Source organism: Tsukamurella strandjordii (genome assembly GCF_039525985.1).
GTDB classification, from domain to species: domain Bacteria; phylum Actinomycetota; class Actinomycetes; order Mycobacteriales; family Mycobacteriaceae; genus Tsukamurella; species Tsukamurella strandjordii.
Genome location: NZ_BAAAII010000004.1, coordinates 174,951 through 196,219, shown reverse-complemented (window position 1 = coordinate 196,219; position 21,269 = coordinate 174,951). Strand labels below are relative to the sequence as shown.

Annotated in this window: 24 protein-coding genes; 11 read left to right on the top strand and 13 right to left on the bottom strand. The window is 70.1% G+C overall.

Annotated features, from left to right (window positions below):
* Positions 1 to 61: 61 nt before the first annotated feature.
* Genes ABD108_RS06895 through mnhG form a run of 6 tightly spaced genes read left to right on the top strand, consistent with a single transcriptional unit; the run spans position 62 to position 6,529 of the window.
* Positions 62 to 2,959 carry a Na+/H+ antiporter subunit A gene (locus ABD108_RS06895; protein WP_343929872.1) on the top strand — a complete coding sequence of 966 codons (2,898 nt, stop codon included), beginning with the start codon at positions 62 to 64 and terminating at the stop codon, positions 2,957 to 2,959.
* Positions 2,956 to 3,531 carry a Na(+)/H(+) antiporter subunit C gene (locus tag ABD108_RS06890; RefSeq protein ID WP_343929871.1) on the top strand — a complete coding sequence of 192 codons (576 nt, stop codon included), beginning with the start codon at positions 2,956 to 2,958 and terminating at the stop codon, positions 3,529 to 3,531. The genes ABD108_RS06895 and ABD108_RS06890 overlap by 4 nt, the downstream gene beginning before the upstream one ends.
* Positions 3,528 to 5,207 (top strand): Na+/H+ antiporter subunit D, encoded by a 1,680-nt coding sequence (locus ABD108_RS06885; protein WP_343929870.1) that lies wholly within the window; start codon positions 3,528 to 3,530, stop codon positions 5,205 to 5,207. Before ABD108_RS06890 ends, ABD108_RS06885 begins: the two co-directional genes overlap by 4 nt.
* Positions 5,200 to 5,901, top strand: coding sequence for a Na+/H+ antiporter subunit E (locus ABD108_RS06880; protein ID WP_220657682.1), 702 nt, complete (start codon positions 5,200 to 5,202; stop codon positions 5,899 to 5,901). Before ABD108_RS06885 ends, ABD108_RS06880 begins: the two co-directional genes overlap by 8 nt.
* On the top strand, positions 5,898 to 6,197 hold the full coding sequence (locus tag ABD108_RS06875) for a monovalent cation/H+ antiporter complex subunit F (RefSeq protein WP_220657681.1): 300 nt from the start codon (positions 5,898 to 5,900) through the stop codon (positions 6,195 to 6,197). Before ABD108_RS06880 ends, ABD108_RS06875 begins: the two co-directional genes overlap by 4 nt.
* Positions 6,197 to 6,529 carry a monovalent cation/H(+) antiporter subunit G gene (mnhG, locus tag ABD108_RS06870; RefSeq protein ID WP_305111393.1) on the top strand — a complete coding sequence of 111 codons (333 nt, stop codon included), beginning with the start codon at positions 6,197 to 6,199 and terminating at the stop codon, positions 6,527 to 6,529. Before ABD108_RS06875 ends, mnhG begins: the two co-directional genes overlap by 1 nt.
* On the opposite strand, the gene ABD108_RS06865 is transcribed toward mnhG, so the two are convergent.
* From ABD108_RS06865 to napA, 12 genes are all read right to left on the bottom strand, one after another.
* Positions 6,526 to 7,539 (bottom strand): pyridoxal-phosphate dependent enzyme, encoded by a 1,014-nt coding sequence (locus ABD108_RS06865; protein WP_343929869.1) that lies wholly within the window; start codon positions 7,537 to 7,539, stop codon positions 6,526 to 6,528. The two genes, mnhG and ABD108_RS06865, sit on opposite strands and share 4 nt — an antisense overlap.
* The gene (locus ABD108_RS06860) at positions 7,536 to 8,453 is read right to left on the bottom strand and encodes a GHMP family kinase ATP-binding protein (RefSeq protein WP_343929868.1); all 918 of its coding nucleotides are present in this window, start codon (positions 8,451 to 8,453) and stop codon (positions 7,536 to 7,538) included. The genes ABD108_RS06865 and ABD108_RS06860 overlap by 4 nt, the downstream gene beginning before the upstream one ends.
* A complete protein-coding gene (locus ABD108_RS06855) occupies positions 8,450 to 9,673 on the bottom strand; it encodes an MFS transporter (protein ID WP_343929867.1) in 1,224 nt (407 codons plus the stop codon). The genes ABD108_RS06860 and ABD108_RS06855 overlap by 4 nt, the downstream gene beginning before the upstream one ends.
* Positions 9,670 to 10,464: a Rossmann-like domain-containing protein gene (locus ABD108_RS06850; protein WP_220657677.1), complete on the bottom strand. Its 795-nt coding sequence runs from the start codon at positions 10,462 to 10,464 to the stop codon at positions 9,670 to 9,672. Before ABD108_RS06850 ends, ABD108_RS06855 begins: the two co-directional genes overlap by 4 nt.
* Positions 10,461 to 11,459, bottom strand: a complete 999-nt coding sequence (locus tag ABD108_RS06845; RefSeq protein ID WP_343929866.1) for an ABC transporter substrate-binding protein — start codon at positions 11,457 to 11,459, stop codon at positions 10,461 to 10,463. Before ABD108_RS06845 ends, ABD108_RS06850 begins: the two co-directional genes overlap by 4 nt.
* A gap of 22 nt (positions 11,460 to 11,481) precedes the next feature.
* Positions 11,482 to 12,222, bottom strand: a complete 741-nt coding sequence (locus ABD108_RS06840; RefSeq protein WP_343929865.1) for an ABC transporter ATP-binding protein — start codon at positions 12,220 to 12,222, stop codon at positions 11,482 to 11,484.
* 8 nt (positions 12,223 to 12,230) lie between these two features.
* Positions 12,231 to 13,253: a FecCD family ABC transporter permease gene (locus ABD108_RS06835; RefSeq protein WP_486389666.1), complete on the bottom strand. Its 1,023-nt coding sequence runs from the start codon at positions 13,251 to 13,253 to the stop codon at positions 12,231 to 12,233.
* A gap of 116 nt (positions 13,254 to 13,369) precedes the next feature.
* Positions 13,370 to 14,008: a LysE family translocator gene (locus ABD108_RS06830; RefSeq protein WP_343929863.1), complete on the bottom strand. Its 639-nt coding sequence runs from the start codon at positions 14,006 to 14,008 to the stop codon at positions 13,370 to 13,372.
* Positions 14,005 to 15,141 carry a glutamate--cysteine ligase gene (locus tag ABD108_RS06825; protein ID WP_255585753.1) on the bottom strand — a complete coding sequence of 379 codons (1,137 nt, stop codon included), beginning with the start codon at positions 15,139 to 15,141 and terminating at the stop codon, positions 14,005 to 14,007. Before ABD108_RS06825 ends, ABD108_RS06830 begins: the two co-directional genes overlap by 4 nt.
* 2 nt (positions 15,142 to 15,143) lie before the next feature.
* Positions 15,144 to 15,881, bottom strand: a complete 738-nt coding sequence (gene sodC / locus ABD108_RS06820) for a superoxide dismutase[Cu-Zn] (protein WP_220657673.1) — start codon at positions 15,879 to 15,881, stop codon at positions 15,144 to 15,146.
* Between the two features lie 84 nt (positions 15,882 to 15,965).
* Positions 15,966 to 16,439 carry a LytR C-terminal domain-containing protein gene (locus ABD108_RS06815; RefSeq protein ID WP_343929862.1) on the bottom strand — a complete coding sequence of 158 codons (474 nt, stop codon included), beginning with the start codon at positions 16,437 to 16,439 and terminating at the stop codon, positions 15,966 to 15,968.
* Between the two features lie 19 nt (positions 16,440 to 16,458).
* Positions 16,459 to 16,785, bottom strand: coding sequence for a nucleoid-associated protein NapA (gene napA, locus ABD108_RS06810; RefSeq protein ID WP_220657671.1), 327 nt, complete (start codon positions 16,783 to 16,785; stop codon positions 16,459 to 16,461).
* Positions 16,786 to 16,901: 116 nt separating this feature from the next.
* Here napA and ABD108_RS06805 point away from each other — a divergent pair, with 116 nt between their 5' ends.
* The 3 genes from ABD108_RS06805 to ABD108_RS06795 are packed head-to-tail and all read left to right on the top strand — an operon-like array spanning position 16,902 to position 18,837.
* A complete protein-coding gene (locus ABD108_RS06805; protein WP_220657670.1) occupies positions 16,902 to 17,498 on the top strand; it encodes a peptide deformylase in 597 nt (198 codons plus the stop codon).
* Positions 17,498 to 18,367 carry a GNAT family N-acetyltransferase gene (locus ABD108_RS06800; RefSeq protein WP_343929861.1) on the top strand — a complete coding sequence of 290 codons (870 nt, stop codon included), beginning with the start codon at positions 17,498 to 17,500 and terminating at the stop codon, positions 18,365 to 18,367. The genes ABD108_RS06805 and ABD108_RS06800 overlap by 1 nt, the downstream gene beginning before the upstream one ends.
* Positions 18,364 to 18,837 carry a DUF1990 family protein gene (locus ABD108_RS06795; RefSeq protein WP_343929860.1) on the top strand — a complete coding sequence of 158 codons (474 nt, stop codon included), beginning with the start codon at positions 18,364 to 18,366 and terminating at the stop codon, positions 18,835 to 18,837. The genes ABD108_RS06800 and ABD108_RS06795 overlap by 4 nt, the downstream gene beginning before the upstream one ends.
* 10 nt (positions 18,838 to 18,847) lie before the next feature.
* Here the strand turns inward: ABD108_RS06795 and ABD108_RS06790 are convergent, their stop codons facing one another.
* Entirely contained in the window at positions 18,848 to 19,183 is a 336-nt protein-coding gene (locus tag ABD108_RS06790) for a GNAT family N-acetyltransferase (RefSeq protein WP_220657667.1), read from the bottom strand.
* Positions 19,184 to 19,309: 126 nt separating this feature from the next.
* On the opposite strand from ABD108_RS06790, the gene ABD108_RS06785 reads away from it, so the two are divergent.
* Complete coding sequence (locus tag ABD108_RS06785) at positions 19,310 to 20,149, top strand: ABC transporter ATP-binding protein (RefSeq protein WP_343929859.1); 840 nt, start codon at positions 19,310 to 19,312, stop codon at positions 20,147 to 20,149.
* Positions 20,146 to 21,261, top strand: a complete 1,116-nt coding sequence (locus ABD108_RS06780) for an ABC transporter permease (protein ID WP_343929858.1) — start codon at positions 20,146 to 20,148, stop codon at positions 21,259 to 21,261. Before ABD108_RS06785 ends, ABD108_RS06780 begins: the two co-directional genes overlap by 4 nt.
* The last annotated feature ends 8 nt before the right edge of the window (positions 21,262 to 21,269 follow it).

Here is a 21,269-nt window from a genome sequence, read left to right as displayed (position 1 = left end):
CATGCTGCACCGGTAAGATGCCAAAGCGAACGACACCCCGCTCAAACAGGACGGAGTGCCCTTGCTTGTCATCCTTGTCTGCTTGTCATTGGCGACCTTAGCCGCCCCCGTGGTGGTGGGCCGGTTCGGCGCGCGCGGCTTCCTCGGCCTCGCCGTCGTCCCCGCCGCGGCTCTCGTGTGGATCATCGCGCAGTGGCCGCGATCCGGCGAACCCGAACGCACCGAGACCCTGCGCTGGGTGCAGTCGCTCAACATGAACTTCGACCTGCGGCTCACGCCGCTGGCCGCGGTGATGTCCGTGCTGGTCCTGGGCATCGGCGCGGTGATCCTGGTCTACTGCTCCGGCTACTTCACCGACACCCCGAACACCCGCAAGCTGCCCACCTTCGCCGCCGAGCTGGTGGCCTTCATGGCCGTGATGTTCGGCCTGGTCGTGAGCGACAACATGCTCGCGATGTACGTCTTCTGGGAGCTCACCTCGGTGCTCAGCTTCCTGCTCGTGGGCTACTACGCCGAACGCGCCACCAGCCGCCGGGCCGCCACGCAGGCGCTGCTGGTCACCACCCTCGGCGGCCTCGCGATGCTGGTCGGCATCATCGAGCTCGGCGAGCACTACGGCACCTACCTGTTCTCCGAGGTGATCGCGAAGGCCGTGGCCGATCCGTCGACCATCTCGATCGGCGTCGAGGTGGGCGTGGTGCTCATCCTGATCGGCGCGATCAGCAAGTCGGCCATCGCGCCCTTCCACTTCTGGCTCCCCGGCGCGATGGCCGCGCCGACGCCGGTGTCGGGCTACCTGCACGCCGCGGCGATGGTGAAGGCAGGCATCTTCCTCGTCGCGCTCATCGCGCCCGCGTTCTCGCACCTCACCTCGTGGCGGGTCATCGTCTTCGGGCTCGGCATCAGCACGATGATCCTGGCCGGCTGGCGGGCCCTGCGCGAGTTCGACCTCAAGCTCATCCTGGCCTTCGGCACCGTCAGCCAGCTCGGCATGCTGCTGGTTCTGGTGGGTACGGGCGAGCGGAACGTCGCGCTGGCGGGCATCACCATGCTCACCGCGCACGCGCTGTTCAAGGCCACCCTGTTCATGGTGGTCGGCATCATCGACCATGCGGCCGGCACCCGCGACATCCGGCGCCTGGCCCGCCTCGGCGACAAGCAGCGCGCGCTCGCGGTGATCGCCGCCCTCGCCGCCGCGTCGATGGCCGGCATCCCGCCGCTGTACGGCTTCGTCGGCAAGGAGGCGATGCTCGAATCGATGCTGCACGCCGATCTGCCCACGCCGCTGCCGGTGCTGCTGGTCGCCGGACTGTGCGCCGGTTCGGCTCTGACCGTGGCCTACAGCATCCGGTTCCTGTGGGGCGCCTTCGGCCGTAAGGGACAGGTCGCGCCGACGCGCGCCGTCGCCGAGATGCACACTCCTGCTGCCGTGTTCATCGCCGGCCCCGCCCTGCTGGCCGCGCTCAGCCTGATCGCCGGGTTCGCCTCGCCGTGGCTCGATCATGTACTCAGCGGCTACCCGGATTCGCAGTTCCCGCCGGCGGAGGATCCGTACCACCTGGCGCTGTGGCACGGGTTCACGCTGCCGCTGCTGCTCACGGTGCTGATCGTGGCGACCGGTGTGATGATCGTGCAGCCCAACAGCCCGTTCTCGCGGCTGCGTCGCCGCAACAGCCTGTTGCTGGGCAACGCGGACCGGCTGTACGACGCCACCCTGCGCGCGGCCGATGTGGTGTCCCTGCGCATCACGCAGTCCACGCAGCGAGGCTCGCTGCCGCTCACCCAGGGCACCATCCTGCTGACGCTGGTGCTGCTGCCGATGGCCCTGTTCGCGCTCGGTGCGCGGGCCCGGCCGGAGCTGCGGATCCAGATGTCGCCCGTCTTCCTCGCGGTGGCCGTGCTCATGTGCGTGGCCTCGCTGACGGCGGTCGTGCTGCGGAACCGTCTGGCGACGGTGCTCGTGGTCAGTGTCACGGGCTACGGCACGGGCGTGATCTTCGCGATCTACGGCGCCCCCGATCTGGCGCTCACCCAGTTCCTGGTGGAGACGATCACGCTAGTGGTCTTCGTGCTGGTGCTGCGCAAGCTGCCGGCCGAGGCGCCGATCACGGGCAGCCGCCCCACCCGCCTGATGCGGGTGATCCTCGGCATCGCCGTGGCCGCCATGGTCGTGGTGGTGGGCGTGGCCGCCCGCGCCGCGCGGGTGGCCGCGCCCGTCGCGGACCGTCTGCCCGACCAGGCCTACAAGTTCGGCTACGGCAGCAACACCGTGAACGTGACCCTCGTGGACATCCGCGCCTGGGACACCTTCGGTGAGATCTCCGTGCTGCTGGTGGCCGCGACGGGCGTCGCCTCGCTGGTCTTCCGGAACCGCCGGTTCGGCTCGGCGCCGCGCATGTCCTCGGAGGCCACGGCCGCCGCGGCGGAGGCACCGGGCACCACCTGGCTGCGGGGGAGCGCGATGCGCGACCCGCGGCATCGGTCGCTGGTCCTGGAGGTCACCTCGCGGATGGTCTTCCCGACGATCATGGTGGTCTCGATCTACTTCTTCTTCGCGGGGCACAACGCCCCCGGCGGCGGTTTCGCCGGTGGCCTGACGGCGGGGCTCGCCCTGGTACTCAGGTACCTGGCCGGCGGCCGCTACGAGATCGGCGAGACGCTGCCGCTCGACGCGGGCAAGGTGCTCGGCACCGGCCTGCTGCTCGCGGCCAGCGGCACGGTGGTCTCGCTGCTGGTGGGTGCGCCGGCCATGTCCTCGCAGGCCTTCGAGTTCACGCTCCCGGTGTTCGGGGAGGTCAAGTTCGTCACGGTGCTGATCTTCGATGCCGGCGTCTACCTGATCGTGGTGGGCCTGGTGCTCGACGTGCTGCGCAGCCTCGGGGCCCGCCTCGATCTGGAGGGCTCCCCCGCCGACCAGACCTCGCCGCTCCCCGTCCAGACCGGTGGAGGTGCGCGATGATCGTCGACGTCGGACTGTTCGCGGCGATCGCCGTGATGATGGCCACGGGTGTGTACCTCATCCTGGACCGCAGCCTCACCAGGATGCTGATGGGCATCATCCTGGCCGGCAACGCGGTGAATCTGCTCCTGCTGTCCCTGGCCTCGCCGCCCGGGAATCCGCCGATCGTGGGCTACTTCTCGGAGGGCCGCGATTCGCTCGCCGATCCGCTGGCGCAGGCCCTGATCCTCACGGCCATCGTCATCACGATGGGCATGGCGGCGTTCATCCTGGCGCTCGCCTACCGCTCGTTCACCATCAACACCGACGACGAGGTCGACGACGACCCCGAAGACACCAAGGTGCTCGAACGCGATGTGGATCGCGCCTCGGAGGATCCGGACTTCGACGCCTCGGACGATCCGATCACGGGCGCACCGTCGGCCCTGGGCGACGCCTTCGGGCCGGACGGTGAGCCGCTCACACCCGAGGAGCTGCGCAAGGCCCGGGTGGACGCGGTGGACACGGGCGCGATGCCGATACCGAACCGGGCCCCGGACCCAGCAGGCGAGCGGAAGGAGGGAGACCGATGACCGAAGCGTTCATGCAGAACCTCCTGCCGCTCCCCACCGTGCTGCCGCTGGTGGCCGCCGCGATCACCCTGGTGGTGGGCCGGCATCCCCGGCTGCAGCGCCTGGTGGCACTGCTCTCGCTGACGGCGCTCGTGGTGGTCTCGGCGATGATGCTCTACTACACCGACCGGTACGGCACGATCGCGCTGCACATGGGCGGCTGGGGCGACCGGGACGGCGGGGGCAGTCCGCTGGGCATCACCCTGGTCGCGGACCAGTTGTCGGCGATGATGCTGCTGGTCTCCACCGTGGTGCTGCTCGGCGTGCTGGTGTACTCGGTGGGACAGGGTATCCGCGACGGCGACGAGAACCAGCCGGTGTCGATCTTCTTCCCCACCTACCTGGTGCTCGCGGCGGGCGTGTGCAATGCCTTCCTCTCGGGCGACCTGTTCAACCTGTTCGTCTCCTTCGAGATGCTGCTCGCCGCGAGTTTCGTGCTGCTCACCGTGGGCGGCAGCGCCGACCGGGTGCGGGCCGGCGTCTCGTACGTGATGGTGTCGATGCTCTCGTCGGTGGTCTTCCTGCTGGGCATCGCGTACGCCTACTTCGCCACGGGCACGCTGAATCTCGCGGACATGGCGATCAAGCTGCAGGACCTGCCCTCGGGTACCCGCACCACCCTGTTCGCGGTGCTGTTGGTGGCCTTCGGGATCAAGGCGGCGGTGTTCCCGCTGTCCACCTGGTTGCCGGACTCCTATCCGACGGCGCCCGCACCGGTCACCGCGGTCTTCGCGGGCTTGCTGACGAAGGTCGGTGTGTACGCGATCATCCGGGCGCACACGCTGCTGTTCCCCGGCGGCGCGGTCGACAACGTGCTGCTCATCGCAGCGCTGTTGACGATGATCGTGGGCATCCTGGGTGCGATCGCGCAGACCGACATCAAACGTCTGCTCTCGTTCACCCTGGTGAGCCACATCGGCTACATGATCTTCGGCATCGCGCTGTCCACGCCGCTGGGCCTGAGCAGCTCGATCTACTACGTGGCGCACCACATTCTGGTGCAGACAACGCTGTTCCTGGTGGTGGGCCTGATCGAACGCCAGGCCGGCGCGGCATCGCTGCGCCGCCTCGGTGGACTCGCCGCGGCCAGCCCGGTGCTGGCGATCCTGTTCTTCCTGCCGGCGCTGAATCTGGGTGGTATCCCGCCCTTCTCGGGATTCATTGGCAAGGTGGGCCTGCTGGAGGCGGGCGTGCAGGTGGGTTCGGTGCTGGCCTGGGTGTTGGTGGCGGGCAGCGTGATCACCAGCCTGCTGACGCTGTACGCGGTGGCCCGCGTGTGGACGAAGGCCTTCTGGCGGGCCCGCGCCGATGCTCCGGAGGGCCAGCTCGCCGGTGCGCATCCCGAGGCACTGCTGGCCGATGCCGATGACATCGAGTTCGCCGATCGCGAGGATCCGGGCCGGATGCCGATCAGCATGGTGGCACCCACGGCCGCGCTGTTCGCGGTGGGCCTGGCGATCGCGGTGTGGGCCGGACCGATGTTCGACGTCACCGACCGAGCCGCAGAGCAGCTGATCGGCCGGGTCGACTACGTCGAGGCGGTGCTCGGTCACGAGGGTGCGCTCAAGCTCAAGAACGCCGACGGTACGCCGGTGATCCACGACGATGCGGCGAAGGCGGGTGGGGACCATGGCTAAGAAGCTGGTGCACCGGATCCTGCCCGATCTGACCGACGGCCGGGCGGTGCTGGCCAAGCTCGCCCAGCTGGTGTGGCTGGACGCGGTGTGGGTGATGCTGTGGGGCCGGATCACGCCGGGCAACATCCTCGCCGGCCTACTGGTGGGCGCGGCGATCCTGTTGCTGCTGCCGCTGCCGCCGGTGCCGGTCGAGGGCCGTGTGCACATCTTCTCGCTGATCAAGCTGGGCCTGGTCTTCATCGCCGAGATGCTCAAGTCGTCGGTGCAGGTGGCGTGGCTCGCGCTGCGGCCGGGCGGCCCGCCGATGAGCGCGGTGCTCCGCGCGAAGGTGGAGGTCAAGTCCGATCTGGTGCTCACTCTGCTGGTGGACATGATGAACCTGATCCCGGGCACCATGGTGCTCGACATCGACACCAAGCGCCGCCTGCTGTACGTGCACGTGGTGGACGTGAGCAGCGAGAAGGCCGTGCGCCAGTTCTACCGCAGCACAGCGCGACTCGAGCGCCTGTTCATCAGCGCCTTCGAGCGGGACAACGAGTGGCACGCGAGCCCGCTGCACGGCGTCGACGACGATTACCACGATCTCTCGCTGAACGAGCGCACGAATCGCGATGCCCGTGCCATGGCGCAACCGGAGATCGACTACCGCCGCGAGCAGCGGGGCGAATCGCCGCAGCAGGAGGGACAGTCATGACCGTGGTCTTCGTGGTGACCGGCGTGATCCTCGTGATCGCGGCGTTCATCACCGCCTACCGGCTCCTGGTGGGCCCCAACACTCTCGACCGCGTGGTCTCGGTGGATGCGCTGGTCGCGATCGCAATGGGCGGGCTCGCGGTGTGGGCGGCGTACAGCGGTAACTCGTCGGTGATTCCCGGTGTGGTCGCGCTGTCGCTGATCGGCTTCGTCGGTTCGACGTCGGTGGCCCGGTTCCGCGTGCCCGATGATGCGGGGACCGCCAAACCCGATGCGCCGAAGGGCGGTGGCAAGTGATGGTTCTCGATGTGATCGCCGCGATCCTGATGATCACCGGCGCGGTCTTCGCCCTGACGGCCGCGATCGGCATCGTCCGGTTCCCGGATACCCTCACCCGGATGCACGCCGCCACGAAGCCGCAGACGATGGGCCTGCTGCTCCTGCTGGGCGGTGCGGCGATCGTGCTGCGCGATTCGGTGGACGTGTGGATGCTGGTGCTGGCCGGGCTCTTCGCCCTGCTCACCGCACCGGTCGTGGCACACCGCGTGGGCCGCGTGGCGTACCAGGAGCAGCGCCTGCGCGATCAGACGATCGAGCTCGACGACATGGAGACCGGCGCCCGCGATTAGGCCGGCGCGGGCCTGCCCGCCCACCGCATGCGCGACCACGGCAGCTCCACGTCCTCCGGCCGGGTGACCGTCAGCGGCCGCGGCCGGGGACCTGTCGACGGTGCGGTGGCCAGTGCCCGCGCGTAGCGGTGCCCCGTGTCGGGTAGTACCTGCACGGTGGCGTCGACGGGCGCAACGTCGGGCTCGTCGTCCTCGTGCCCGGCGACCGCGTGTCCGGCGCCGGACGACAGGCCGGCGAACAGCGCGTACTCGCGCAGTAGGTCGTGGGTGCCGGTGCGGGCCACCTCGAACGAGACCCAGTGGATCACGTCGTAGAGCCCGTGCCGCACGTTGTCGAACGTGATCGACGAGCCGATCCCGGCGATCAGCATGTCCGGGTCGTCGACGTGCTGCGAGCCGAAGGTGATGCTGCCGAAGGGTTGTACGCCCACCAGTTGCACTGAGAGCCCCGAGTCCTCGAGGCCGAGCCGCAGCGCACCGCTGGAAACGCCGGAGCCGACGGGCGCGACCAGCCGGATCGATCGGATCCCGGCGTCGGTGAGTTCGGCTGCGACGGTGCGTGCGATCTCGCGATAGCCCAGGTAGTGCACCGGGTCGTGGTACTGCCGCATCCAGTGCAGCTCCGGGTCTTCCGCCAGCAGCTCGGTGACGCGGCGGACCCGCCGGTCCTGATCCAGCTTCAGGGATTGCGACGACGGCATTTGCTCGAGCTCGACGCCGAGGGCGAGCAGCTGCAGCCGAAGGGTCTCGTCGATCGTGGTGGATCCGATGATCCGGCAGTGCACTCCTCGCTCATGACAGGCCAGCGCCAGGGCGTAGGCGTAGATGCCGGACGAGGAGTCGATCACCCTGCCGCCCGGCTGAACTCGGCCGGAGTCGATCGCTGCGGCGAGGGCGGCGCGGGCCGAGGCGACCTTCATGGATTCGAACCGCAGCAGATAGCGGTGCTCGGTGGCACGGATCAGCGCCGGGGTGCTGAGTGCCTCGCCGATATGCCGAATCGTCCTCATGGTGCGCCCCCGATCGGGAGCGGTTCGGCGTCGACGTACAGGCCCAATTCCCTCGCGGCAGCGCAGGTGTGGGCGATCGCCTCGGGCGGATGGGCGGCGGCGAACAACAGGCCGGCGACGTTGCCGGAATGCGCTACCTGCACGCCGAGGGCACCGCCGTGATCGCCGACCGCGAGCAGCAGTTCCAGATCGGGTTTGTGATGCCGGGTCTGATTGAGCCGGGCACTGCGGGTCGCGACCGCACCGATCGCGGCGGCATCACCCGCTCGCACCGCGGCCCGGAGCGTGCGGCGCAGTTCCTCGTAGTCGTCGACGTCCGCGGCGCCGGTGATGGGCAGCGCCAGGGTGTCGACGGGGTCGCCGAGCCGACAGCGCAGCAACAGCATCGGCGGCAGGCCGGCGCCCAGTTCCTCGATCACGTGGCCGTGCCGGTGTGCGAACAGTACCGGCCGGTCGGCCCAGAGGGGGTCGGAAGCGCCCTCCGCTGCGACGGTGAGCCGGGCGACGACGTCGACGTCCAGCTCGACGGACGCCGAATCCGCCACGGCCCGCACCGCCGCGAGTACATCGGCGGTCGAGGAGCCGAGCCCGAGCCCGACGGGCATCGTCCGAGTCACCGCGAGCTCCCCGCCGGTGAACGGGACGCTGCCCTGCTCACGGAGGTGGCGGATCGTCGCGCGGGCCGCACTGCGGGCCTTGCGTAGGCCCCGCCCGCTCCCGCACCCGCTGCGCACCGAGCCCGATCGATCCGGCACGAAGACGGCGACCGACGCGAGGCTACGTACCGGCACCGTCACCAGGCCGGGGCACTCACCGAGCTCGGGGCAGCGGAAGCGGCCCTGGAGGATCTCGCCGTGGTGGCCGGTGCTGCGCCCCACGCCCCGGCCGCGGGGCGCGGTCCGGTGCGCGCTCACGCCGTTGATCCCGTGCTGTACGCCACCCGCTCGGCGGTATCCGCGCGACGGGCGCGCCATGCGAAGACGCCGGCGAGCAAGGTGGCACCGCCGAGGACCACGCCGACACCGGTCCAACCGCCCACGGCGAGCGCCGCGCCGCCCAGGGTGGCACCGGCGAAGACACCGACGCTCTGGGCCGCCCCGTTGAGTGAGAGCACGGTGCCGCGCACCTGCCCCGCCCCACGCACCAGGGTCGTCGTGACCGCCGCGGCGATCACCGCGTGCGATGCGGACACCAGCGCCACCATCACCCAGGAGATCGCCACGTGCGGCGCCGTGTACAGCACGACCATGGCGACGGCGGCGATGAGGATCGCACTGACCACGGTGCCGAACAAACGGTCGGCGCCGCGGTCCTGCATCACCCTGCCGCCCAGGAAGTTCCCGAGGAAGAAGGCGAGACCGGAGGTGGCCCACACCAGGGAGAACCATCCGGTGCCGATGCCGAATCGCGCTCCGAACGCGGCGGCGATGTAGGCCAGCGAGCCCATGAAGGCAAGCGTGCGCAGCAGCGAGATCGCCAGAGTGTCCAGCGCTCCCGGGATGGACCGCACGGTCCGGAAGGCCTGCAGATAGCTGACCTTGGTGTGCCCTCCACTCGGATCGGGGCGCCGGGCGACGAACGCGGCGACCACGAGCAGCACCACGGCCGCGGCAACCATATCGGCGCGCCACCCCCACAGCACCGCGGGCAGGGCCAACACCGGGGCGGCGAGCACCGCAGTCAGCGTCATGGTCGACGAGACCAGGGTCGCCGCCCGCGCGGATGCCGCGGGCGAGTCGAATCGATCGGCCGCCATCGCCGACAGCGCGGGGTTCAGAACAGCTGTGCCCGCGCCGATCAACAGACAGAAGGCGATCCACGCGGCGGTGCTGCCCTGGAGCGACAGGCCGCAGCCGGCCGCGAGCACCAGCAGCGCGAGCGCGGCGACCGAGGATCGGGACAGCCTGTCCAGCAGCGGTGCGGCCGCCACCCCGACCAGGAGCGCCGCCACGCCACCGAGGCCGCGGAGGCTGCCGATCAGGTCGACGCCCGCGTGGGCATCGGCGGCGATGGCGACCAGGAAGTTGGCCATAACGGTGAACGGCACGAGCCCGAGTGCGGCGGCGGCGAGCATCGGCCACACTGCGCGGATCAGCACCCGGTCCGGCACCGGACGGTCGGCGGGGGCGCTCATGGCACGTCCCGGTAGAGATACATCGGCGAGGCGTCGGCGGAGAACTGGGAGAAGGGGAAGTGCTCGGCGGAGAGGGCAGTCAGGCCGGCACCGAGGAAGGCACGGGCGACGGCGGCACCGCTCTGGGCGTACACCGCCAGCGGCAGGTCGCGCTCGCGGCAGCTGGCGATGATCTCATCGAAGGTACCGTTGCCCAGCGTCATTCCGGTGGCCAGCACGGCGTCGGCGCGTGCGATCACCTCTTGGTGGTCATCCGCCACCGGATCGCCCCAGTGCGTGAACTGCAGATTGCGATCCGCGGGCAGGGGTTCGCCGCCACGGTCGCGGATGGCGGCGACAAGGGGATTAACGACGCCGATCAGCGCGACCCGCGCGCCCGGCGCGAACGAGAGCAGTTCGGCCACGGCGGCGTCGCGGGAGACGGCGCGCACGTCCGGTGTCCCGGTCGGCAGGATCCGGGTCTCGGCGCGCGGGTCGTCACGGTGCGGAGAGACGGCACCCAGGGCGGCGTCCGCGGCCGCGATCCGCACGGGCTGGGCCGCGTGGTCGAGCAGCGCGGCGAGCGGTTCTCCGGACAGGTCGGCGATCTCCGGTCCGAGCTCGCCCTCTTCGAAGGCACAGGCGCCGAACGCCTCTCCCACGCGCACGAGGACGTAGCGGTTGCGGTAGCGCTGATCACTGCCCGCCAGGCGGGTGCCGTGCGAGACGAAGAAGACGCTGCGGGCGACCTGATCGCCGGCAGCGTCGCGCGCGAGGTCGACGACGTCGGCGACGGTGCCGGGGGCGGTCATCGGGCAACTCCGCTCTGCTCGAGGTAATCCGCGAGCGTCGATGCGGCGTCGAGATTGCGGGCGCCGGCAACCAGTTCGGCGTAGTCCACCACGCGGATCCGGTCTCCACGGACCGCGGGAGAATCCTTGATCGGCGATGCCTGGCGCAGGTAGTCGATCTTCTGCTGCGCGGGCTGCTTGTCGTAGTCGACGATGACGATCACCTCGGGTTGCGCGGCGACGATGGACTCCCAGCCCACGGCGGTCCAGCGGCCGTCCACGTCGTGCGTCACAGATCGGCCGCCGGCGAGCGAGACCACCTGGTCGGCGGCGGCGCGACGGCCGGCGGTGTAAGGATCGGAGGTACCGGAGTCGTAGATGAACACCGACGGTTTCACGCGCTTGCGGTCGGCCCGTTCCTGCAGCGCACGTTCCCGGGCGCGCAGTTGGTCGACCAGTGCGGCGGCGCGGTCCTGCACCCGGAAGATCGCCCCCAGGTTGGTGAAGTCGGCGTAGGTATCCGCCAGAGGGTTCGCGGCGCGGTCGGCGGGCTTGTCGCCGTAGTTGTAGCAGGTCTCCTCCTGCATGTAGCTCCCGATCCCCAACGTGTTCAGCGAATCCGGCGTCACGCCCCGCGCCGGGCTGAAGCCTGCCTGCCAGCCCGCGAAGGCCCAGTCGGCCTTGGCGGCGACGAGCGGCTCCTGTGTCAGTACGCCGTCGCTCAGCACCGGCACCTTGGCGTACTCGGCCCGGTAGGGAGACTTGGCGATGACCCCGTTCACCGTCTTGGGCAGCACGATTCCCTTGATCCGATCGGTGAGGCCCAGGGCGAACATCTTCTCGATCGCGGAGACGTCATAGGGCACTGCTGCGGTCGGCGACGGATAGTGCTGCTGGACTCCGCAGTTGGTCACTTCGATCGGTGCGGCCGTCGGTTCCGCGGTGCGGGCGCCGCACGCAGCGGTGACCGCAATGGTCGCCGCGAGGGCGGCGGCGATCAGGGGACGGGTGGGCATGGTGGTCCTTTCGGTGGTTCGGTCAGAGCTCGAAGCTCACGCGTGGTGGCCGCCCGGCGGCGACCGGGGCGATGGTGGGACGGATGCCGTAGACCGCGGCGATGCGGTCGGGGTCGAGCACGTGGGCGGGGGTGCCGACGGCGGCCACCCGCCCCGCATCGAGAAGCACGAGCAGATCGCAGCTCTGGGCGGCGAGGCCGATGTCGTGGATGGCCGTCACGGTGGTCTTGTCGGTGTCGCGGAGGTACCGCAACAGGTCGATCTGGTGCCGCACGTCGAGGTGGTTGAGCGGCTCGTCGAGCAGCAGCACCGGGGTCTCCTGAGCCAACGCTCGGGCGATCAGAACGCGCTGCCGCTCTCCGCCGGAAAGATCCAGCACGCTGCGATCCCGCAGGTGGGCGACGCCGGTGGATTCCAGTGCCGCCGCGCACGCGCGCGCGGCGGGCGCGGTCCCGGCATCGCCGTGCGCGAAGCGCCCCAGCATCACCGTCTCCTGCGCGGTGAAGCCGAGGTGCCCGGTCTCGCTCTGCGTCACGGCGGCGACCCGTCGGGCACCGTCGCGCCGGCGGATGGTCGCGAGGTCGGTGCCGCCCACCCGGACCCTGCCCGAGGTGGGCGTGAGGGCGCGGTAGAGGCATCGCAGCAGAGTCGATTTCCCGCTGCCGTTGGGACCGATCAGGCCCACATGAGCGCCGGATTCCACCTGCAGGGTCACCTCTGTCAGCACCGCCCGTCCCCCGAGTTCGACGGTAACGCGGTCCATCTCGATTCTCATGCGGCGCCTCCGAGGAGTCCATCGCGACGGCGGAGCAGATACAGGAACACCGGTACCCCGACGAGCGCGGAGACGATGCCCAGCGGCAGCTCGCGGGGCGCGACCACGAGCCGGCTGAGCAGGTCGACCCACACCAGCAGGAGCGCGCCGACCAGGGGCGCGAGCAACAGGACCCGGCGGTGCAACGGCCCGACGACCATCCGGACCGCATGCGGCACAACCAGTCCGACGAAGCCGACTGTGCCGGCGATGGACACTAGGACCGAGGTCATCACCACGACGAGCAGGAACAGCCACAGCCGCGCACGCTGCGGGTCGAGGCCGAGCGCTGCCGCGGCCTCGTCGCCCTGCGCCAGCACGTCGAGCACGCCGGACATCCCGGCGGCGATCGCGGTGCACACCGCCACCGTGGCCGCGACCAGCGGGAGCACCGACCACTGGGCGGCGCCGAGTCCGCCGAGCAGCCAGAACATCACCGACCGCGCGGCATCGCCGACAGGGTCGAAGAAGACGATGGCACCCGCCAGGCCTTGGAAGGCGAAGGCCAGTACGACACCGGTGAGCACCAGCCGGACGGGGCTGAGCGCGCCGCCGGGCGAGCGGCTGAGCAGGTAGACCAGCGCGGAGGCCGCCAGCGCGGTGAGGAACGCCGCTCCCGCCGTGCCTGCTACACCGAGCCCGGCGACGACGCCGGTGGTGACCACGAGGCTGGCGCCCACGGAGGCACCGCTGGAGATGCCGAGGATGAACGGATCTGCGAGCGGATTGCGCACCAGCGCCTGGCACGCGACCCCGGCCACGGACAGGCCCGCGCCGACGAGGGCGGCGAGCAGCACCCGCGGCACGCGCAGTTCCCACACGATGGAGTACGCGGTGCGGTCCTCATAGGCCAACACTCCCCCGCGCAGCGCCGCCCAGATCAACCGCGGAATGTCGCCCAGCGGCACCGTTGCCGCACCCTGTGACACGGCCACGACCATCGACGCGACCAGCGCCGCGCTCAGCACGGCGGCGGCCACTGCGGGGCGTGCGACACGCCGTCGGCGAGTGGGGGAGGAGTTCACCGAGCAAACATAACGATAATCATTATCGTTAAACAAAGACGCATGCGTCTATGCGACGCGAGCGGGTCGGTTCAGTTCGGGTTGCCGGCGGCGACCAGACCTACGCCGAGCCCGATCATCGTGGCCCCGCCCGCTCCGCCGACGGCCCGCAGCCGCCGGGGCGACCGGGCGAACCAGTCGCGCGCACGGGCGGCGACGAGTCCCCAGGTGCTGTCGCTGATCGCGGCGATCACGCAGAAGATCACGGCGAAGATCAGCATCTGGCGCGTGGTCGATCCCGCTGCGGGGACCACGAACTGGGGCAGCACCGCAGCGAAGAAAACCAGGTTCTTCGGGTTCGTCAGTCCCACCACGACGCCCTGCCGGACCGACCTCAGATGGGCGGCGCCGCGGCGCTCTCCGGTTCCCGCGTCGAGATCGAGGTCCCCTCGGCTGCGGATCGCCTGGACACCGAGGAAGCACAGGTACAGGCCGCCGATGATCTTCAGTGCGAGGAAGAAGACCGCCGAGCGGGAAATCGCGGCCCCGAGACCGACGGCGACCAGCACCGCGAGGAGGAACGAACCCAGGGTGCCGCCGAGCGCGCTGGCGACCGCGACGGAGCGGCCGTGTGCCAGCGCCCGGCCGACCACGAAGAGCACGCTCGGACCGGGCACCACGATGAGCAGGAGCGCGGCGCCGACGAAGGCGAGCAGATGCGCGGCCGTCATGGGATCACGAGATCTCCGGTGACGGAGCGCACCACCTCACGGTAGGTGTCCACGTTGCAGATCCCGTCGGCTACGGCGCGCTGCCGCTGGTAGGAGGCCCCGCGGCGCGGGATGTCCTGCACGGCACGCAGTTCCCGTTCGCAGTCGAGCCGCCGCGCGATGGGCGTCAGCTGCTCCAGCAGCTCGTCGAGGTCCTCGGTGACGAGCCGTTCGTTGTTGTCCGCATCCTGGATGATGATGGCGTCCAGGCCGTATCGGGCCGCACGCCACTTGTTCTCCTGAACGTGCCAGGGCGGCAGCGTGGGCAGGGTCTCCCCCGCATCGAGCCGGCCGTCGAGCCACACCACCAGGCAGTGGATCAGCGCCACCACGGCCTCGAGCTCCGCGAAGCTCGACATGCCGTCGCAGATCCGCACCTCGATGGTGCCGAGATGGCACGCGGGGCGGATGTCCCAGCGGATCTCGTTGAGGTGATCGATGATCCCGGTGGTCTTCTGATCGTGCACGAAGCGCTCGAACTCGCCCCACTGCTCGAACTGGAAGGGCAGGCCCGCGGTGGGCAGCTGCTGGAACATCATGGCCCGGGTGCTGGCGTAGCCGGTGTCGTGGCCACCCCACATGGGCGAGCTGGCGGAGAGCGCGAGCAGGTGCGGGTACTGATTGAGCAGTGCCGAGATGATCGGCAGCACCTTGTCGCGGTGATTCACGCCCACGTGCACGTGCACGCCCCAGATGAGCATCTGCCGGCCCCACCACTGGGTGCGCGCGATCAGCTCGTCGTAGCGGGGATTGTCGGTGAGCTGCTGGGCGTTCCACTGCGCGAAGGGATGGGTGCCGGCGCCGAACAGATCGACGCCCAGCGCGTCGGCCGCGCCGCGCACCACGTGCAGGGTCCGCGCCAGGTCGGCCATCGCCTCGGCGGTGTTGTCGCAGACGCCGGTGACCACCTCGACGGTGTTGCGCAGCATCTCCGAGTGCACCTGTGGTGCGATCTCCGGGCTCGCGGCCCGCACACCGTCGAACAGCTCGTCCGCACGGCTCACGAGGTCCGCGGACTCCCTATCGACGAGGGCGAATTCCCACTCGACGCCGATCGTCGGCCGCGGCGACGCCTGGAAGGCGACGGGCTCGATGATTAACCGACCTTGATCACGCCGCAGGCGATCCGGCCGCCCGCGTCGCCGGTCATCAGGGTCTGCTCGTCCGGCACGGGCTGGCCCGGAACGATGTTGGCGTACTTCGACGCGGGAACGTTGCCGAAGTTGTCCGCCTTCTCGTGGATCATCAGCGCGTTGCCATCGGCGTTCTTCTTGATGTCGGCCAGGGTGAAGGCGCCGGTGCTGGTGACGGTCTGGCCGGTGCCGTTGGCGTTGACGTACACCGAGACCAGGTCGCCGGTCATCGGGTGCCCGGTGGCGCCGGCCTTCTGCCAGTGGCCGCCGGCCGAACCGAAGTTGGTGGCGGAACCGGGAGCGCCGTTCTTGGCGACGGAATTCGGCTCGCACTTGCCGACCTCGTGGATGTGCATGCCGTGGAAGCCGGCGGGCAGGCCGGTGACCCGTACATCGACCACCACCACGCCGTCCTTCTCCGTGAAGGTGGCCTTGCCGGCGCTGCTGCCGTCGGGCTTGACCAGCGAGGCCTCAGCCGATCCGGCGGCCGGGGCGCCGCCCTCGGCGGGCTTGTCCGCGCCGTGCGCCTCGGGGGCGAGGCTGAGCACCGGGCCCTGCGCGGGCACCGTCGCACCGGTGACGACCGCGGGGGTGGTGCCGGCGCCCGGCTCGGCGGGCTTCTCATTGTTGACACAGCCCGTCAGGGCGAGCGCCGCCACCGGGAGGATCGCGATCGGGGCGAGGTACTGGCGCTTCGTCATCGAAGACTCCTTATGCAACGGCTACCTGGGCTGAGCTTGCGCAAATCATATCGGGCCCGGATCGGCCGCTGCGGACAGGACCTACTACTTCCTCACGACCGCGACGGCGATCGCGTTGCCGCACGCCTCGAGCCCGGCCGGACGGGCCGCGGTCGTCGAGCCCGGGAGCGCGGTGGCGACGGTCTTCGCCTGCGCTTCGCCGCCGTCGTCGAAGTAGACGGTGGTGGCGCGCGGGGCCGCGGGGCGCGCGGGCCACACGGCGGTCTCCTCCTGCGGAGGCATCCCCGCCTTGGTGAGGCGATCGGTGGCATCGGCGAGCGGGGCCTTGTTCACGGAGATCAGGCACACCGTGGGCTTCTCGCCCGCGGGGGCGGCGGCGGAGGTCTGCGTGGCCGCCGCGTTCAGCTTCGCCTCCTGGGCGTTGAGCGCGGCCTGCGGATCGTCGTCCCGGGTCACGTAGCCGTGCACACCCAGCGCCGCGAAGAGGATCGCGAGCGAAATGAGGATCATGACGATCGCCCGAATCGGGACGGGGCGACTGTTCGAAGTACTGCTCACAACACTGAACTGTACGGGATCAGGTGATCTCGAAGCCGAGCTTGCGGGCCGCGCGGGCCTTCTGCCGGCTGGCGCGCACGCGGCGCAGCCGCTTGACGAGCATCGGGTCCGCGGCGAGCGCCTCGGGGGTGTCGACCAGCGTGTTCAGCACCTGGTAGTAGCGGGTCGCCGAGAGTCCGAAGAGCTCCTTGATGGCGTCTTCCTTGGCCCCGGCGTACTTCCACCACTGCCGCTCGAACGCGAGGATGTCGTGCTCGCGACGGGTCAGGCCGTCGTCGCCCCGCTCCTGGTCGAGCTGCGCGTCAGTTCTGGCCAGGTTCTGCGCGGCCGCACCGGCGCCCTCCATGCGTTCCCCTCGCATTCGAAATAACACTGCTGTAGTTCGCGACAATCTAACCACGGTGAAGATCGCCGGGGTGGGGCTGCGGGGGCGTGTCGCCCAGACGACTAAGTTCTTAGGGCATGGCCGTACTTCCCATCGTCATCGTCGGCGACCCCGTTCTGCACACGCCGACCACCCCGGTCGAGCTCGACGCGGACGGCAGGCCCGCAGCCGAGATCGTCGCGCTGCTCGACGACATGCTCGAGACCATGGACCGCGCGAACGGCGTGGGGCTCGCCGGCAACCAGGTGGGCCGGGACCTGCGCCTGTTCGTCTACGACTGCCCCGACGAGCAGACGCACGAGCGGCGCCGCGGCGAGGTGATCAACCCCGTGCTCACCACCTCGGACATCCCCGAGACCATGCCCGATCCGGACGACGACTGGGAGGGCTGCCTCTCCGTTCCCGGTGAGTCCTTCCCCACCGGCCGCGCCGACTGGGCCAAGGTCGTCGGCACCGATCGCAACGGCGATCCGGTCGAGATCGAGGGCACCGGCTTCTTCGCGCGGATGCTGCAGCACGAGACGGGGCACCTCGACGGATTCCTCTACACCGATGTTCTCGTGGGGCGGTACGCGCGCCAGGCGAAGAAGTTCATCAAGAAGAACGGGTGGAATCAGCCCGGACTCACCTGGGTGCCCGGCACCGTGGACGATCCGTTCGGACACGACGACTGATGTCCCCCGTCTCCGGTGACCGGGTGGTGGTCCGCTACCTCCTGGACACCGGTGCGGCAACCGACGTCATCGGGCGGTTGGTCGCCGACGGTGACCCGGTGGTCGTCGAGCGCGACGGCACGGAGCACGTGATCGCCCGGTCGGCGATCGTGGCGATGAAGACGGTGCCGCCCCGCCCCGTGCGGGCGAGCGAGATCCGGTCCCTGGATCTGGCCCGTGCCCGCGGCTGGCTCTCGCTGGAACACGCCTGGGTGGACGGGTGGTTCTGCCGCGCGGCTCCCGGCGTTCCGGGCAATCGCGCCACGTGCGCCGCTCCCCTGCATCCGGACGCGTCGCTCGACCGGCTCGACGGTCCACGCGCCTGGTTCGCCGAGCGCGGCGTGCCCCTCCGGCTCACCGTCTCGGACCGGTTGATCCGGGGCGCGCCGCCACTCGATCAACCGACCGATGTGCTCACCGGTCCGGCGGCGGCCGGTCCGGCCGATGGCGTCGGACTCGCGGACGGACCCGATACGGGCTGGCTGTCACTGGTCGGCACGCCCGCATCCCTGGTCACCGCGGTCGACGGGGCCGTGCGGTTCGCCTCGATCGTCGACGGTGGAGCGACGGTGGCGGCCGGCCGCGTCGCGATCACGGCCGATGCGGCGGGGAACATGTGGGGCGGGATCGGATCGGTCACCGTGGCGCCGTCGCACCGTCGGCAGGGGCTCGCGACGCGGGTCATGGCCGCGCTCGGCGCCGCCGCGGCGGAGGCGGGCGCGAGCCGGGTGTACCTGGAGGTGGTGCGCGACAACGATGCAGCGCACGCCCTGTACCGCGGGCTCGGGTTCACCGTCCATCACGGCTACGGCTATTGGACCGAGTCGTGACCCGGCCGAGCGAGCCCAGATGGGAGGGCGCGCCGTCCGAGTACCGGCGGTCCGAGGTGAGCGCCCGGGTCGGTCGCGGCGACGAAGCCTGGGCGCGCGCCGCGCACGAGGTACTCCACTGGGGCGTGAAGACGGCGAGCGGATTCTCGGTCTCGACCGACGAGCGGGTGCACCCCGGGCTGCGGGTCACGGTCACGGCGAGGGTCGCGGGCGTCACGGTGACCGAGCCGGTCGAAGTGGTGGAGGTGGTCGACACGGCGGATCGCGTCGGCTTCTCCTACCGGACTCTGCCGGGACATCCGGTCCGCGGTGAGGAGGCCTTCGTGGTGCACCGGGACGGCGACGACGTACTGCTCACGGTGCGCTCACTGACCCGACCCGCGCCCCACGGATTCTGGCGTGCCGCCTATCCGGCCCTGCGGGTGGCGCAGGCGGTGGCGCACCGCCGCTACCTGCGGGCGTTGCGCTGATCGCAGCGATTCAGGCGCGCGCCGAGGCCACCACATCCTGGTACTGCGGGAACCGGGCGAGGAAGCCGCGCACGTAGGTGCACACGGGGATCACCTGCCGCTCCCGCGAACGCGCATCGTCGAGCACGCCGGAGACGATCGCGCGGGCGAAGCCCTGCTTGCCGAACTTCTCCATCACCACGGTGTGCAACAGGATCACGTCGCCGTGGTCGGTGAGTTCGTAGCCCACCACGCCGATCAGCTCGTCGCGGGACCAGAGTTCGAATCGATCGCGCACGGGATTGTCGTAGAGCCGCAGCTCACCCAGCTCCAGCGTGGGCGGCGGGACGTCGACCGTGTCTGCCATGAGACCTCCATCTGTGATGCGGATCACTTCACCGTACGCCGACACACTGACATGTCGCCGGACTCGGCGCGAGTGTTTTCACGCCTGTCACATTTCGCGATCATGAATCTCCGATACCTTGTTGCCATGACCATGGTCGCCCGCAGCCTCACGCGGAGTTTCAAGCAGCACGTGGCCGTCGCCGATGCCACCCTCACGCTGACTCCCGGTCGGATCACCGGCCTCGTCGGGCCGAACGGCGCGGGCAAGACCACCCTGCTGTTGATGCTGGCGGGACTGCTGCGTCCGACGAGCGGCACCGTCGAGCTCGACGGTGCGCCCATCGCACCGGAGGATCTGCGCCCCCGGGTGGGCTGGATGCCCGATGTCTTCGGCACCTGGGACTCCCTGACGCCCACCGAGATCCTCACCACCTTCGCCAAGCTCTACGGCATGCCGGCCGGTGCCGCGAAGGCCCGCGCCGCGGAGCTGCTCGACCGGGTTCACCTGTCCGAGTTCGCCGACCGGCCCGCGCAGGTGCTCTCCCGAGGGCAGAAGCAGCGCCTCGGATTCGCCCGCGCCGTCGTGCATTCGCCGCCGATCCTGCTGCTCGACGAACCCGCCTCCGGGATGGATCCGCGCTCGCGGTTCGAGCTCCGGGATTCGCTGCGCACCCTGGCCGACGGTGGCTGCGCCGTGCTCGTCAGCTCGCACATCCTGTCCGAGCTGGGCGAGATGGTCGACGACGTGGTGATGATGGCCGGCGGGCGTACCGAGGCCCCACCGGAAACCGCGACGAGCACCTGGCGGATTCGGGAGGTGGGCGAACCCGCCGGTGCCGGAACCTTTCTCACCTTCGATTCCGAGGCCGACGCCGCGGCGCACCTCGCCCGGCAGGTCGCCGCGGGCGTGCACGTGGTGGAGTTCGCCCGGGCCACCAACGCCCTCGAGGATTCGTACTTCGCACTGGAGGCCGACCGCACATGAGCGCTTTCATGAACTGGTGGCGCACCATCGGCGTGCTGGTCGGGCTCGAGCTTCGCCAGCGCACCCGCGCCACCCGCTGGCGCGTCCTCCTGGGCGTCTTCTTCCTCGCTGTCAGCGCGGTGGTTTTCGCCTCTCGCTGGTTCAGCTCGGCCGGCAACCACGGGACGCCGGGGGACGAGTGGGGGACCAATCTCTACTTCTTCGTCCTCGGGTTCGTCGGATTCCTGGGACTGGTGATCTCACCGACGATGACGGCCACCTCCATCAACGGCGACCGGAAGGACGCAACCCTCGCCGTGGTCCAGGCCACTCCTGCGAGCGGGCTGCAACTCGCTGTCGGCAAGCTCCTGGGTGCGTGGCTGGCGTCCTGCGCGCTGCTCGTCGTCTCGACGCCGTACCTGGTGTGGGCTGTGATCGAGGCGCCCTACCCGGTGACGCGTTCGATCCTCGGCATCGCAGTAGTCGCACTGCTCTTCCTCGCGTACTGCGGTATCGGCGTGGGGTTCTCAGCTCTGTTCTCCCGGCCGATCGGTTCCGCTGCGATCACCCAGCTGACGATGTTGTTCCTGCTCATCGGCCTGCCGACCGTCGCCGCCGTGCTCGTGCCGACCACCAGCGAGCGGGTCACCACGGTGAGCACCGACTGGGACTACGACCGCGACACCGGCCGGGTGACGTGCCGCGAGTATCCGTACACCCGGGAGGTTGCGAACACGAACCGGATCTGGTGGATCATCGCCCCCAATCCTCTGGTGGTGTTCGCTGACTCCTCCAGCGCGAGCGACCCGGGACGGTCCGACTCCTGGCGCTACACCTACGGCACCTCCGACGGTCCTGCGCTGCCGCGCGAGACCGCACTGGGTGCGGTGGCCGACACGATGGCCGTGTTCCGCGCTGGCGAGCGGCTCACACCCGATCGGCGCTGCGCCACCGACACTCCGGACGGATCTCGGGGATACAGCGGCTACTACGACGACCTCTCGTCGGTCGGGAGCACCTGGTACTGGGGGCTGCTGGCCAACCTCGCGCTGGGCGGGATCGGGCTGGCTTTCGCGGCGCGGCGCCTACGGGTTCCGGCGGGCGATCTGCCGCGCGGAGTCCGGATCGCCTGACCGCGACC